This is a genomic window from Nocardia sp. NPDC058519, from assembly GCF_042719755.1.
In the GTDB taxonomy this organism is placed as follows: domain Bacteria; phylum Actinomycetota; class Actinomycetes; order Mycobacteriales; family Mycobacteriaceae; genus Nocardia.
In genome coordinates, this window is record NZ_JBHXNK010000007.1 from 191,215 (window position 1) to 204,293 (window position 13,079).

General features: G+C 67.7%; 11 protein-coding genes. 2 read left to right on the top strand and 9 right to left on the bottom strand.

Features of this window, described 5'->3' with window-relative positions:
* Position 1: 1 nt before the first annotated feature.
* The 3 genes from ACFWPK_RS11405 to ACFWPK_RS11415 are packed head-to-tail and all read right to left on the bottom strand — an operon-like array spanning position 2 to position 2,714.
* On the bottom strand, positions 2 to 664 hold the full coding sequence (locus tag ACFWPK_RS11405) for a PIG-L deacetylase family protein (protein ID WP_378914507.1): 663 nt from the start codon (positions 662 to 664) through the stop codon (positions 2 to 4).
* Positions 649 to 1,425: a glucose-1-phosphate cytidylyltransferase gene (locus ACFWPK_RS11410; protein WP_378914508.1), complete on the bottom strand. Its 777-nt coding sequence runs from the start codon at positions 1,423 to 1,425 to the stop codon at positions 649 to 651. Before ACFWPK_RS11410 ends, ACFWPK_RS11405 begins: the two co-directional genes overlap by 16 nt.
* A 14-nt stretch (positions 1,426 to 1,439) precedes the next feature.
* Positions 1,440 to 2,714, bottom strand: a complete 1,275-nt coding sequence (locus tag ACFWPK_RS11415) for a methyltransferase domain-containing protein (RefSeq protein ID WP_378914509.1) — start codon at positions 2,712 to 2,714, stop codon at positions 1,440 to 1,442.
* 486 nt (positions 2,715 to 3,200) lie between these two features.
* Between ACFWPK_RS11415 and ACFWPK_RS11420 the strand changes: the two genes are divergently transcribed.
* The gene (locus tag ACFWPK_RS11420) at positions 3,201 to 4,700 is read left to right on the top strand and encodes a sugar transferase (RefSeq protein ID WP_378914510.1); all 1,500 of its coding nucleotides are present in this window, start codon (positions 3,201 to 3,203) and stop codon (positions 4,698 to 4,700) included.
* Between the two features lie 52 nt (positions 4,701 to 4,752).
* Here ACFWPK_RS11420 and ACFWPK_RS11425 read toward each other — a convergent pair whose 3' ends face one another.
* Genes ACFWPK_RS11425 through ACFWPK_RS11435 form a run of 3 tightly spaced genes read right to left on the bottom strand, consistent with a single transcriptional unit; the run spans position 4,753 to position 7,934 of the window.
* Positions 4,753 to 6,384: an ABC transporter permease gene (locus tag ACFWPK_RS11425; RefSeq protein ID WP_378914511.1), complete on the bottom strand. Its 1,632-nt coding sequence runs from the start codon at positions 6,382 to 6,384 to the stop codon at positions 4,753 to 4,755.
* Positions 6,381 to 7,310: an ATP-binding cassette domain-containing protein gene (locus ACFWPK_RS11430; RefSeq protein WP_378914512.1), complete on the bottom strand. Its 930-nt coding sequence runs from the start codon at positions 7,308 to 7,310 to the stop codon at positions 6,381 to 6,383. The genes ACFWPK_RS11425 and ACFWPK_RS11430 overlap by 4 nt, the downstream gene beginning before the upstream one ends.
* Positions 7,311 to 7,313: 3 nt before the next feature.
* Positions 7,314 to 7,934: a TetR family transcriptional regulator gene (locus ACFWPK_RS11435; protein WP_378914513.1), complete on the bottom strand. Its 621-nt coding sequence runs from the start codon at positions 7,932 to 7,934 to the stop codon at positions 7,314 to 7,316.
* Positions 7,935 to 8,035: 101 nt separating this feature from the next.
* Between ACFWPK_RS11435 and ACFWPK_RS11440 the strand changes: the two genes are divergently transcribed.
* The gene (locus tag ACFWPK_RS11440) at positions 8,036 to 9,967 is read left to right on the top strand and encodes an acyl-CoA dehydrogenase (protein ID WP_378914514.1); all 1,932 of its coding nucleotides are present in this window, start codon (positions 8,036 to 8,038) and stop codon (positions 9,965 to 9,967) included.
* A 31-nt stretch (positions 9,968 to 9,998) separates the two neighbouring features.
* On the opposite strand, the gene ACFWPK_RS11445 is transcribed toward ACFWPK_RS11440, so the two are convergent.
* The 3 genes from ACFWPK_RS11445 to ACFWPK_RS11455 all read right to left on the bottom strand — a co-directional run bounded on the left by ACFWPK_RS11445 (position 9,999) and on the right by ACFWPK_RS11455 (position 12,996).
* On the bottom strand, positions 9,999 to 10,595 hold the full coding sequence (locus ACFWPK_RS11445) for a phosphatase PAP2 family protein (RefSeq protein ID WP_378914515.1): 597 nt from the start codon (positions 10,593 to 10,595) through the stop codon (positions 9,999 to 10,001).
* 28 nt (positions 10,596 to 10,623) lie between these two features.
* Positions 10,624 to 11,502, bottom strand: coding sequence for a nuclease-related domain-containing protein (locus ACFWPK_RS11450; RefSeq protein WP_378914516.1), 879 nt, complete (start codon positions 11,500 to 11,502; stop codon positions 10,624 to 10,626).
* Positions 11,503 to 11,598: 96 nt separating this feature from the next.
* Positions 11,599 to 12,996 carry a DUF2252 domain-containing protein gene (locus tag ACFWPK_RS11455; protein ID WP_378914517.1) on the bottom strand — a complete coding sequence of 466 codons (1,398 nt, stop codon included), beginning with the start codon at positions 12,994 to 12,996 and terminating at the stop codon, positions 11,599 to 11,601.
* Between the last annotated feature and the right edge of the window lie 83 nt (positions 12,997 to 13,079).

Below are 13,079 nucleotides of genomic sequence, written 5' to 3' on the forward strand. Positions count from 1 at the left end.
TTCACGTCTGTTCCCATCTGATGATCGCTTTGTCGAGCACGAACGCCTCGGCATACGGTGCGTGGCACTGCACGCCACGCAGCCGGGCCAGCCCGAGGAAGGCCTGTTCGTCGAACCAGTCGCGGCCCGTCTGCGACGGATAATGTTTGTGCAGCAGTCGCGACTTCTCTTGTGCGAGTTCATGGCTCAACGGGTGGTAGAGGGTGGGCGCCGGGGTGTCGGTCTCCCATTTGAGGATTTCGTAACCCAGGGTCAGGTGATCACGAAACTCTGTCGGCACCAGTTCGGCGAGCAGGCGGTGGTCCTGGTGGGCGTCGCCGCGATGCGGTGCGAACACCACCTCGGGTTCGCCGCCACGACGAAAGGCCGCCAGTGCGTCCTTGATCCGGTCCCAGTGCGCCGGTGCGCGGCCGTCGGGCACATCGAGGACCAGCAGGTCGGGTTCGGTGCCCGAGCAGAACGCGGTCAGCGCCGCACGTTCCTCGTCCTCGCGCGCGGTGCCGCCGCCGGAGAGCACAAGGGCCCGCACCTCGACGCCGGGATCGGCACCGGTGAGCGCGAGAAGTGTTGCCCCCATCCCGATCGCGATGTCGTCGCAGTGCGCGCCGAGCACCGCGATCCGGCGCGGCGGGCGGGTGAACAAGCCGATCACGGCTGGTCCCACACCATCCACGGCCGGGTGCCGTTGCGGTAGGCGTCGTCGAGTTCGGCGCGTTCCTTGAAGGTGTCGGCCGGCTTCCAGAAGCCCATGTGCTGATACCCGAAAAGTCTGCCCTGCCCGGCGAGCGCGCCGCACGCGTCGGCCACCAGATCCCCGCCCGGCGGCAGGAGATCGAAGATCTCCTGGCTCAGTACGAAGTATCCGCCGTTCTCCCACAGGGGCATCTGCGCCACCGGCACGATGTCCTTCACCTCGCCCGTCGGTGAGATGTCCACGCAGTGGAACGAGGACTGTGGTGGCACCACCATCATCGACGCGGCCGCACCCGAGGCGTGGAAGCGCTCGATCATGGTGTCCAGCGGTGCGTCGGTGAGGACATCGGCGTAGTTGGCCAGGAAGTACTCGTCGCCGTCGAGGTGCTCGCGCACGCGGCGCAGTCGCTCTCCGATCGCGGATTCGACGCCGGTGTCGACGAAGGTGATCGACCAGTCACTGATGTCGCTGCCGAGCAGTTCCACCGCACCGTTGCGGATCACGAAGTCGTTGGACGCCGACTCCTGGTAGGTGAGGAAGAAGTTCTTGATGTGTTCGGCGCCGTAGCCCAGGCACAGGACGAACTCCTTGTGGCCGTAATGCGCGTAGTAGCGCATCACGTGCCACAGCAGGGGACGCGGGCCGACCAGCTGCATCGGCTTGGGGACGACGTCGTCGGATCCGCCGCGCATGCGCATGCCGTATCCGCCGCAGAACAGGACGACCTTCATCGGTTCGTTCACCTTCATTCGGAGTGTGCGCCGGCCGCGACGGGTTCGCCTGCCACCGGTTTGTCGATCGCGGTGCCGCGATGCAGCACCGGCAGCGGATAGATCAGTTCGCCACCCCAGTCACCGACATGGCTGAGCTGGGCGGTGATCTCGGTTTCGAGATTCCACGGCAGGACCAGCACCACATCGGGTTCATCGGAGTCGATCCGCTCCGGCGGATGGATCGGGATCCGGGTGCCCGGGGTGAATCGGCCGTGCTTGTAGGGGTTGCGGTCCACGGTGTACTCGAGCAGGTCGGGCCGGATACCGCAGTAGTTGAGCAGGGTGTTGCCCTTGCCCGGCGCACCGTAGCCGACCACCCGCTTGCCCGCCGCGCGGCAGTCGAGCAGGAAACGCAGCAGCTCCTGGCGGACCGATTCCGCGCGGGCGCCGAGCGCGGCGTAACCGGCCGGCTCGTGCAGGCCCGCCGCCCGCTCGAGGTCGAGGACCTCGGCGACCCGGGCGCTCGGTTCGGCGACGGCGTCGGGGCGTGCCCACAGCCGGATCGAGCCGCCGTGCGTTTCCAGGAGTTCGACGTCGACGACGGTCAGCCCGGCGATCGCCAGCGCGCGCTGCGCCGAATGGACGGTGTAGTACTGGAAATGCTCGTGATAGATGGTGTCGAACTGGCCGAGCTGGACCAGGTTCAGCGCGTGGTGCACTTCGATGCTGCACCAGCCGTCGTCGCTGAGCAGCGTGCGCAGCGCGTGGGTGAACCCGCGCAGGTCGGGCACATGGGCGTAGACGTTGTTGGCGACCACCAGATCGGCCGGACCGTGCTCGGCGCGGATCCGCGCGGCCGAATCCGGTTCCAGGAACGCCGTTTCCGTCGGCACGCCGACCTCGCGGGCCGCCGAGCCGACATTGACGGATGGCTCGATGCCGAGGCAGCGGATGCCGCGGGCGACCGCGTGCCGCAGCAGGTAGCCGTCGTTGCTGGCCACCTCGACGACGAACGAATCGGAGCCGAGACCGAGTCGCTCGGCGGTGGTGGTGACGAACTGCTCGGCGTGGCGGACCCAGCTGTCGGAGAACGAGGAGAAGTACGCGTACTCGGTGAAGGTGTCCTCGGGGGTGATCAGCGCCGGGATCTGCAGCAGGAGGCAGTCCTCGCACAGCCGCAGGTGCAGCGGATACGTCGTCTCCGGCAGGTCTAGCTCCTCGACGGCAAGGAAGCTCTCGCACGGTGGGGTGGCGCCCAGGTCGAGCACGCTCGTGAGCCGTTCGGAATCACAGAGTCGACATTGCACGTGGAACCCCCACCTTCTTGCACATTCACCCAAGCTGTCACGGCTCATGCCGGTCATGCCGGAAGTCGGATCGACGGGCTCAGACGTTACAGGGGGCCCGCTGGGGTACCCCCCGAAACGTACGGGGGAGAAAGAGATTCGTGGTATGTTTCGGAGTTCGACCAGGTCGATCCGATACCGGCAAACTGCTGGCGAGCGCGACCATTCCTCATTCCTTTGTGATGCCGCTCACTTGTGAAAGTGGGAGTCCTGCATTCATATCGAAAGGCAATAGCGATTCGGTGATAGCTGTCCGATTGCGCTGTGATGTGGCTAACTGCTGGAATCCGTTGTGGCGGTGAGGCTTCGGAAAGAATGCCTGCTCGTGGTCTGTAACAATCAGCGGGCGGGTATCGAATCGACGGGAAGCAGGACGGCCGCAAAGGCCGCTTTCCGGTCGACGGGGATCGGGAAACGATTCGTCTCCCGAAGGGGAGGTGTGGGTTCATGAGCTACGAGCTCACCGGTAGTGGCGACGTCGATGTTGTCAACGGTGTTCAGGTGCTGCGCCGTACGCAGCGCGAGAGTTGGCAGACCGCGTTGGTCCAGCGGTTGGTCGTCACGGATGTGATCGCGGTGTTCGGAGCGGTCGGTGCCGCGCAGGTGATCCGCTTCGGCGGGCCCGCCGCGCCCCCATTGGCTTGGCCGTTGCCCTACGAGGTCGGTTATTCCGTGGTGTCGCTGGCCTTGGCCGCCGGGTGGCTGGCGCTGCTGCACGGCTACGGCAGCCGTACGCCGCAGGTGGTCGGCACCGGCAGCGAGGAGTTCCGCAGGCTGGTATCGGCGACGCTGCGGCTGTTCGGTGTGCTCGCGATACTGGCGCTGCTGTTCCGGGTGGAGGTCGCGCGTGGCTATCTCGCCATCGCGCTGCCCGCCGGGCTGCTCGCGCTGGTCGCTGGACGGGTGGCGTGGCGGTGGCGGTTGCGGCGCTGGCGCGCGCAGGGCCGGTGCCACACCGCGGTGCTGGTCGTCGGTTCGCCCGAGGCCGCGCACGCGATGGCGACGGCGTTCACCGGCGATCCCGGCTCCGGCTACCGCGTGGTCGGTGTGTGCGTGCCATCGGGATCGCTCGGCGCGCAGTTCGATACGACCGACGGGCCCTCGGTGCTCGGGGACGATCGCTCGGTGCTCGAGGCGGTACGCCGCAGTGGGGCCGATTCGGTGGCCGTGGCCGCGACCGATCATCTCGGCCCCGCCGAATTGCGGCGAATGGCATGGGCATTGGATCCGCTCGGCGTCGATCTGATCGTGGCGCCCGGTGTCGTCGACATCGCGGGGGGACGGTTGACCAATCGGCTCGTCGCGGGGATGCCGATGCTGCACATCGATCCGCCGCGCTACGGACGAGCGAAGTCGAGTCGTAAAGCGTTGTTCGACTTGTGTTTTGCCGCAGCGGTCTTGGTGCTCGTCGCGCCGATGCTGGCCGCCATCGCGATCGCCGTGAAGGTGACGAGCGCGGGACCGGTGTTCTACCTCTCGGAGCGGATCGGGCGTGACGGAATTCCGTTCCGGATGATCAAGTTCCGCAGCATGCTCGTCGACGCCGACAGCGCGGTGGAGGCGCTCATCGACCGGCACGGCGGGAATCCGTTGTTCTTCAAGGTCAAAGACGACCCGCGCGTAACTGCTGTCGGCCGGTTCCTGCGCAAGTACAGCCTCGACGAGTTGCCCCAGTTCTTCAATGTGCTGCGTGGTGACATGAGTGTCGTCGGGCCGCGCCCGCAGGTGCAGCGTGAGGTCGACAGCTATGACGGGGAGATGCGAAGGCGGCTGCTGGTGAAGCCGGGCGTCACCGGGTTGTGGCAGGTCAGCGGGCGGTCGGATCTGTCGCCCGAGGATTCGGTGCGGCTGGACCTGTCCTATGTCGAGAACTGGTCGATGGTGCTGGATCTGGCGTTGATCGCGCGCACCATCGGGGTGGTCACCCGCGGCGACGGCGCGTACTGAAAGCCGGGGTGGTGAGTCGACTCACCACCCCGGCTACACGGGCCTCGCGCCGTCAGCGCAGGTCGCGGCGACGGAAGGCTATGAGCCCCAGAAGGATTCCCGCTCCGGCGAGCGCGGCCAGGTAGGCGATCGGCACGATGTCGAACGCCGCGCCCGGCAGCTTGGGCGGGTGGACGAAGGGAACCAGATCGAGGATCCACTGGGAGAAGCTGCCCAGCGAGCCAAGCAGGAAGATCACGATCATCGCGCTCAGCACGCCCCAGGCAAGGGCCGCGTACTTGGGCAGGGCGCCGAACAACAGCATCGCGATGGCGGTGATCACCCAGACCGCGGGCAGCTGCACCGCGACCGCGCCCAGGGAATCGCCGACTTTGCCGGGAAGATCACCGTCTGTCGCACCCCAGACGATGCCGATGGCGAGACCGGCGGTCAGCAGCGCCACGGCGGGTCCGCCGATCGCGAACAGCAGGTGGCTCGATGCATAACGCACGCGCCCCACCGCGGCGGCCAGCACGGTCTCGGCGCGGCCCGAGTTCTCCTCCTCGTGCAGCCGCAGTACCGCCGACACCGAGTAGGCGGCGGCCGCGGCGGCCAGCATGGTGACGGCGTAGGCGATGAACGACTTCTCCAGATCCGCCGACCCACCCAGCGAGGTGACCACGTCCTGCAGGGTGCCGCTGTCGTCGAGCATGCCGCCGATGCTGTTCACCGCACCGCCGATGAGCAGGCCGTACAGGGCGAAGCCGGTCGTCCAGGCGAGCAGCGAACCCCGCTGTAGTCGCCAGGCCAGACCGATCGGACCCGACAGTGCGGTGCCGGCGACCGCCGGTCCGGGGCGCTCGGCCAGCAGGCCCGCGCCGATATCGCGGGTGCGCAGCAACCGGTAGGCGAGCAGGGTCGCGCCGGCGCCGAGGGCGGCCAGCGGCACGAGTGCCCACCAGCGTTCGTCGGCGAACGGGCGGACCTGCAGGCACCACCCCAGCGGCGAGAACCAGGACAGCACAACATTTCCCGCGTCGCCGACCGCGCGCACCGCGAACGCGGCACCCAAGGTGCCGAGCGCGATGCCACGGGCGAGCCGGGCGCCGGTGCTGACCTGAGCGGCGACGGCGGCCACGGCACCCCAGACGACACCGGACGCGGCGAGCGCCGCACCGAAGGCGACCGAGCCCGAGACGGGCAGATCGGTGGCCAGCAGCGAAGCGGTGCAAGCGATTCCGGCGAACGCGGACGCGCCGTAGGTGAGCAGGAGTGCGCCGGTGAGGCCGGCGAATCGGCCGATGCTGGTGGCGCCGACCAGTTCCGCGCGGCCGGTCTCCTCCTCGACCCTGGTGTGCCGGATGACGGTGAGTACCGCGGCGATCGCGATCATCGCGTACATCGCCCCGGCTTTCCAGGTGCCGATGGAGCCGAGTGCCGAGCTGAAAACCGGTCCGTACATGGCGATCAGCGCCGGGCTCGCGGCCGTGGTGGCCGCGAAGTGGTCGAGCTGTTCCGGTGTGGTGTAGATGTCCTTGATCGAGACGATCTGCAGCGCGGGCATCAACCCGATCAGCAGCGACCACAGCGGGGCGACCACCCGGTCGCGGCGCAGGTACAGGCGCAGCATCTGGCCGGTGCCCGCGAATTCGCCTGCGGTGCGCGAGGTTCCGGTGAAATGGGGGAGAGCGACAGTAGTGGTCATGCCCGCACCTTCTCCGCGGTCTCGGTGTTGTCGACGTGGTAGTGGCGCAGGAACAGATCCTCGAGCGTCGGTGGCGCACTGGTCAGGCTGCGGACGCCCGCGTCACCGAGTACCCGGATCAGGGCGCCGAGATGGTCGGCGTCGACCTGGCAGCGCAGCGTCGATCCGTCTCGTTCGACATCGCCGACACCGGGCATCGCGCTGAGATCGCCGGGATCACCGATCAGGTCGGCGGTGATGGCGGTGCGGCTCAGGTGGCGGAGTTCGTTCAGCGAACCGGATTCGACGGTGCGGCCGGCCCGGATGATCGTCACCCGGTCGCACAGGTGCTCGACCTCGGACAGGATGTGGCTCGACAGCAGTACCGTCGCACCGCGAGCCGCGGCATCACGCACACAGTCCTGGAAGACCTGTTCCATCAGCGGGTCCAGACCCGACGTCGGTTCGTCGAGGATCAACAGGTCCGCGTTCGCCGAGAAGGCCGACACCAGTGCGACTTTCTGCCGGTTGCCCTTGGAATAGGTACGCGCCTTCTTGGTCGGGTCCAGCTCGAAGCGTTCGATCAGCTCGTCGCGCCGTGCCTCGTCCAGGCCGCCGCGCATGCGAGCGAGCAGATCGATCGTCTCGCCACCCGACAGCGACGGCCACAGTGTGACATCGCCCGGTACGTAAGCGATCCGGCGATGCAGGTCGACGGCATCGGTCCACGGGTCACGGCCGAAGACCGCGGCCTCGCCACCGGTCGCGCGCAGGACGCCGAGCAGGATCCGGATGGTGGTGGACTTGCCCGCTCCGTTGGGACCGAGGAAACCGTGGATTTCGCCGGTACCGACATGTAGGTCGAGTCCGTCGAGCGCGGTGAAGCGACCGAACGTCTTTCGCAGGTCCGCGACATCGATGACCCGGGCAGTGGTGGGGTTGGGCATCGTCTACTCCTCGAAAAGGGTGTCGAGCGTGGTGGAATCGGTGAGCAAGCCTTGGGTGTAGAGCTCGAGTGCCGGAAAGGTGATGTCGTCGGACAGCTCACGGATCGCCTTGCGGTAGTCGAGTTTTCCTTCGCGTTGCATGCGCATCTGCAGGTAGAGGTTCATGGCGCCGACGTGGCAGAGCACGATGTAGCGGGCGCGCGCAGCGTGATCGCGACTCGGTTTGATCATTCCCGCGTCGACGGCGGTCTGCATGTACTGCTCCGCGTCGGTGATCATGTGCTCGAGCAATGACTCCGAGAGCGCGCCGCCGGCTTGGAAGCTGCGCAGCATGTAGGCCACCAGGGGGGCGTACATCTCGATCTCGGCCATCGCGGTGAGCATCCCCGCGGGACCCGGTGTCTGAATCGCGCGCAACTTCTCGTCGCGGATGATCTCGAGCACACGATCGTCGCAGACCGCGCGCAGGCCGTCCTTGGAACCGAAGTGATGGTTCACCAGCCCGGGCGACACCCCGGCCGCGGCGGCGATCGCCCGAACCCCGACACCGAAGCCCTGCTCACCGAACAATTCGATCGCGGAATCGCGGATCCTGGCTGCGGTGGTGAGATCAGCTGAACGCATGTTCAATATGTTAAACGCATGTTCAATCCGTTGGCAAGACTTTGGCCCGAACCGAGTTTCGGGCCTGGGTGACTGTTCGTCGGCGGGCTAGTGTCGGTGCCATGGCTACCGGCACATCGACGACGGCAGAACATCTCCGCGCAGCGCTGGACGGACCGTGGCGCACGGTCAGGGAACAGGCACGCACGCAGCTCGCCGGCGAGGAATTCACCGACGACCCCGAACTCGACATCCACGCGGCAAGGGCTCGCGTGCTCGACCAGATGCGCGTCATCGCGACCATGGGCTATCCCGAGCGTGGCTTCCGGTCCGAGAACGGCGGCACCGGCGATCCCGGCGGCGCGGTCACCGGGCTGGAGATGCTGGCCTACACCGACCTGTCGCTGTGGGTGAAATCCGGTGTGCAGTGGGGGCTGTTCGGCGGCGCGGTGGAGAACTTGGGCACCGAGCGGCACCGCGACTTCATCAAGCGCCTGATCTCGCTCGATCTGCTCGGCTGCTTCGCGATGACCGAGTCGGGGCACGGCAGCGATGTCGCCGATCTGGAGACCACGGCCACCTACGATCCGGCCACCCAGGAATTCGTGATCAACACCCCGACGCCGTCGGCGCGCAAGGACTACATCGGTGGCGCCGCGGTGCACGCGCGGATGGCGGCGGTGTTCGCCCAGCTGATCGTCGGCGGCGAGAGCCAGGGGGTGCACTGTCTGCTGGTACCGATCCGCGACGACCGCGGCGCTGACCTGCCCGGCGTGACCACCTACGACGACGGACTCAAGGGCGGTCTGCCCGGCGTCGACAACGGCCGGATCGTCTTCGACCATGTGCGGATCCCGCGCGAGAACCTGCTCAACCGCTACGCCGACGTGTCCCCGGACGGCACCTACAGCTCCGAGATCGAGAACCCGAGCCGCCGCTTCTTCACGACCCTCGGCACGCTGGTTCGTGGCCGGGTCAGCGTGGGTGGCGCGGGCGCCGCGGGCGCGCGGGTGGCACTGAGTATCGCCGTGCGCTACGCGCTGGCGCGCCGCCAGTTCGCCGACCCCGACACCGGCGAGGAGACCCTGCTGCTGGACTACCGCAGCCATCAGCGCAGGCTGTTGCCGTTGGTGGCGAAGTCGTTCGCGCTGGCCTTCGCCCAGAACGACCTCGTACGCCGGATGGATCTGATCCAGCGCGGGCAGGACACGGAACCGAGCTCACAGCGGGCGCTGGAGAAGCGTGCCGCCGGTCTGAAGGTCGCCCAGACCCGCCACGCCACCCGGGCTATCCAGGAATGCCGCGAAGCCTGTGGCGGCGCGGGCTATCTCACCGAGAACCGCCTGGTCACGCTGAAGGCCGACACCGACGTGTTCACCACCTTCGAAGGCGACAATGTCGTCTTGACCCAGCTAGTGGCGAAGGAACTGCTCACGGCCTATTCCGACGAGGTCCGCGACCTCGACGCCCTCGGCTGGGTGCGTTTCGCCGCCACCATGGCCGGTGACGTGGTGCGTAAACGCTCGGGCGTGCGTCAGCTGATCCAGACCCTGCGCGACCGCAACGACGAGAGCGTCGACGAGGGCGACCTGTCCAAACGCGATGTCCAGCTGCAGCTGTTCGCCGACCGCGAGGACTACCTGCTGCGCACCGCCGCGCACCGGCTGCGCGCCAGGGCCGCCGATACCGGCCCGTTCGAGGCGTTCAACAACGCCCAGGACCACATCCTGGCCGCCGGGGCCGCGCACATCGACCGCCTCGTGCTCGAGGAGTTCGTCGACGGTATCGCCGCCATCGAGGACCCGGACGCGAAAGCCCTCGCTGAAACAGTCTGCGACCTCTATGTTTACGCCTCGCTGGAGGAGAACCTGGCCTGGTACATCATGCACCGGTTCATGTCGGTGGAGCGGGCCAAGGGGGTACGGCGCGGGGTGAACGAACTCGTCGACCGCCTGCGTCCCGACGCGCTGACCCTGGTGGAGGCGATGGGCGTGCCCGAGACGATGCTGCGCGCCGAGATGCTGCACGACGCCAGCGTTTTCGACCGCCGATAAGGTGCGCGCCGCGCCTTGCCCCTTCGGAGGGCTAGGCGCGGTTTCGGGCCCGTAGCGCATCGGAGAGCCAGCACAGCCCGATCGCCATCGCCGCTGCCGCCGCTGCCCCACCGAGGATGTCGGTGGGGTGGTGGTATCCCAATTCGGCCATGCCGGGGGTGATCGCGACCAGTGCGAGCACGGTGAGCGCCGCGACCACGATCCGTGCCCGGCGGTCGGTCACCAGGCACGCGAAAGTCGTGGCGACAGCGACCATATGGACGGTGTGTCCGCTCGGATAGGCGAGATGGTCGTCGAGCCGGCGATCCCACAGCGGTTTGAGCAACCAGGTGTTGACCGCCAACGCGATCTCGGGAACCACCAGCATGGTCACTGCCTGCCACCACTGCCGCCGTAGCGCGAACCACGCACACGCGGCCAGGAGCAGCGCCACGACCACCGGCGCGTTGCTCGGAGCGACGAGCACCTGCGCGAGGCCGGGGGAGACGGTGTCCTCGGACACCATGGCGTCGAGTTCGCTCGCACCGCCGTGCGCGGGGAACGTCAACGGTATCGCCGCGGTCAGTGCGGCACCGGCGCCGATAGCCGTCGCCCGGACAACGGTGGCACCGCGAACACGGTCGATCACGGACGCGACGACATCCGCGCGGTCCCGCTCAAGCCGGACCGTAGGTGAGCACCGCCGTGACCAGGAACCACAGCACCCACACGATGGCCACGATCATGCCGAGGGCGAGGGTGATCCGCAGGAACGCCCGGCCGAAATCGAGATCGCCGCCGACTCGCGGATACAGCTTCCACGGGCTGTACCACGGCGCGACCATGCCCCGGGACTGCGCTTGGCGTTCGAGCTCGGCCTGATCTTCGGCGTAGGCCTCGGCGGCCGCCTGGGTGGGCCCGCCGTGCCACAGCGTCACGTCGATCGGACCGAGGAAGCCCTCGTTGAGCAGGTCCTGTGGTGCGGGCAGGGACGGCAGGATGCCGAGGCCGCGGAACGCGATGGCGACGTCGTTGGCCGTCCAGAGATTGTGTTCCTTCTCGGCCAGCAATTCGAAGTACATCTCGAGCCGGTGCGGGTCGTCGGTGACGATCACATCGAAGCTCGGGTCGCTCCAACCCTGGTGCACGTCGATCTGGGCGCCGGGCATCGGCACGATCAGGCCGAGTCCGTGCACCGCGCGCTGGCCGAGCCCGCGGGCGGCGAGATAGTCCTGCAGGGCGAAGGTGTGATCACGTGATCGCTCCAGCGGCGTCGACTTCTCCGAACCCGCGAACTGGGCGAGCTCCCCGGAGACCATCCACGGGCCGTTGAGCGGGATCTCCAGCACGCCGTCCTGCGGCGCGGTGAACGTCTCCGCCTCGATGACCACGCAACTGGTGGGGGTCCAGACCACCGCGTCGAACTGGTGCAGCCGATCCTGGTGGAACAGGCTGCAGTTGATCGTGACGACACCGTGCGGGCTCGACGGGTCCTTCCATGTTCGCAACCAGTCGATCAGTGCCGCCTCGGCATCGCTGCCTGCCGCATTCTGCACGCGCACGAGCATGGAGACCGCCCTTCGTTGGTCGTTGGCGCGGTGCTCGGCACACGCGATCCGGGCCGAGAACCGTTGGCGTACATCGTAGCTGGGTCAATCCTGTTCGGCGTCGAACGTGCCCGCGGCCACGGCGGCGACGAGTTCGGCGTGATCGGCCTCGGTGCGGTCGGCGTAGCGCACCGCGAAGCGGGCCACCGACTCCTCGAACCGGTCGTCATCGTCGTCATCGGTTTCCAGATAGCCGGCCAGCGCGCGCGGGTCCAGCGAGCGGGCGTGCGCGCGGGCAAGCAGCGCACCGGCGAGTCGACCGTAGTCGTCGAGATCGTCGGCCGACAGGGTCGCCGGGTCGATACTGCCCTTGAGATTGCGGAACTGGCGCACGATGAACGGCAGCGACTCGTCGAGTTCGATGGTCGTCCAGCCGAGCAGGATGTCGGTCTCGGACTGCACGGTCCGCGCGCCGACCACGATCCGCTCGCCCTCGTGACGGGGCGTGGCCGGAGGCAGGAACGGGGTGAGCGCGGACGGGCGCGCCTGCTTGACCTGAAGCACCACCGCCTCGCCGTCGTTGCCGTGCAACAGCGCCACATAGCTGTGGAGGCCGACGCTGCCGGTGCCGACGATGCGGAACGCGACATCGGAGACCGCGAAACGGGCCAGCAGATTGCGCCGGGACTCCCTGATGGTGCTCGCGTAGCGTTCCAGGCCGTCGATCACCGCTTCCGACACCGGCGCGTCGACGGGCGTCAGCACGGGCGGGTCGCTGACGAAGCGGTGCTTGCGGATATCGGTCTCGTGATCGTCGAGGTGCTCGGTCCACTTCGCCACCACTTTGGCGCTGGTGTTCTTGCGGGCCTTCTTCGCGGCCTTCTTGAAGTCGTCGAGCAGGTCTTCGGCCTTGGCGCTGGCGAGGATCGACTCGTCGGGCAGCGCGGTCCACGACTGCATGAACGGCATCTCGGCCAATTCATCGACGGTGCGCCGGTAGGAGCGGGCGGCATCGCGTGCCGCGCGCAGGCAATCGTCGGCGTCGACGCCGCCTTCGCGCCCGGCCAGCACCAGACTTGCCGCCAGACGTTCCAGATCCCACTCCCACGGGCCCATGACCGTCTCGTCGAAATCGTTGATATCCATCACGATTTCGCCACGCTGGGTGCCGTAGAGGCCGAAGTTGGCGGCATGGGCGTCGCCACAGATCTGCGCGGCGAGGCCGCTGTCCGGTCCGGCGGCGAGGTCGGCCGCCATCAGGCCGGCGGCGCCACGGAAGAAGGTGAACGGTGAGGCGATCATCCGGCCGATCCGCAGCGGAATCAGGCGCTCGATCCGGCCATGGTTGCTGGTATCGATGAACTCGCGCACCGTCGGCCGCTCTGGGCTCTCCGCGGCACGGTCACGTTCTGTGACAGGCACCCGTTGCCTGGCAGCCCGGCCACGTTCACGGGCGTCCTCGGCGGAGACGTAGGAGCGCAGATCAATACCACTGTCGGACACGACTGCCCAGGTTAGCCGGTCGCCGCGTGGCGGGTAGCGCCACGCTCGACACACAGCGCCAGTTGTCGGCGTTTCGGCGTGGC